This is a genomic window from Acinetobacter sp. KAM396 (genome assembly GCF_021602765.1).
GTDB lineage: Bacteria > Pseudomonadota > Gammaproteobacteria > Pseudomonadales > Moraxellaceae > Acinetobacter > Acinetobacter towneri_A.
The window spans coordinates 1-1,161 of the sequence record NZ_BPPH01000086.1; the positions used below are offsets into that span (position 1 = coordinate 1).

At 35.2% G+C, this 1,161-nt stretch carries 1 pseudogene; it reads right to left on the minus strand.

Annotated elements, in window-relative coordinates:
• Positions 1–396: 396 nt before the first annotated feature.
• Positions 397–1,048 (minus strand): annotated as a pseudogene (locus tag L6C30_RS14585) (transposase); the annotation flags it as partial.
• Positions 1,049–1,161: the final 113 nt, after the last annotated feature.

Below are 1,161 nucleotides of genomic sequence, written 5' to 3' on the forward strand. Positions count from 1 at the left end.
TGGACATGATCTGACTGTCAGTAAATTTAGATGTTTTCATGCAGAATCTCCTGCTCGTATCTTAAGAGAAAATTCTACTTTTAGATCCTATTATTTTTAGGGGGGATTACCTATTGAATCTCGCTTTCGCTCGATTCGTAGGGGCAATTTTTTGCAAATACCTTCTAAAATTATGTAAAAAGCAAAAGCAACTATGACTTCGCTTCGCTCAGAAGTTTTTTTGCTCGCTCCGCTCGGTCTAGGTGCAAATATCTGCATATAATTTACGCTTATTTAGGCTTCTCAGCCTAAAAAGCTGTTTTTCAGAGAGTCTAGGCGCGAATTTTTGTTGTGGCGCTCGTAGACACTCGCTAATAAATACTTGTTATTGTTTAATTAATTAGGACTTACGCACTATTATTTATAGATTCTCTGTGGTAGCAGATGATTTTTATCGAGAATAAAGTCATCAATGAAGTTTTTGATAACTGGTCTAAATAATTTCTTCTGCCAACGATATACATTTTCAAAGATCCGCTCAAACTGGTTCTTTTGTATCTCGACGTAGGCCATCAAGGCTGAAAAAAATATGATTCAAAATCAGTTTAGATCGTCTTACTTGAAACTTTTCAATATGACAAACCTGTTTAATCACCCGGTGATATTGCTCTAATTTCCAATGACTTGAATGTAATTCATGAAAACCCTCAAAGGACAATAAATCATCTTCATCTTGATGCACAATATAAAACCTCTGCTGTTCTTTTAACTGAGTCTTAAATAATTGTACAAAGCCAAAATCTTTGAGCCAGACCACTTGACCCTGATGGAAATCTGGCAATAAACGCAGTTGAAACCATTGTCCTTTTTCTGGGGAAACCTTACGGTTACAGTCGATACCAAACATAAATCGAATACCATATTTTCTTATGGTTTTTAGATTTCCAGTCGATGAATACCAACTATCACCTGTAATAAATTGAATCTTTGCACCCCAACTGAGTACTTCACTTAACATATCCATAAAGTAATCATTCTTGGTTTTACTTTCAGATTTGTCATAAATTCGGACTCTGTACACGACAAATTTCACAGAACCCTTATCCTATCAGGATTCTGCCTTCTTAAAATTGCCAAAATTTCCTTAAACTCTTCTTTTTTCCCAAAACCAATTAAACGCTG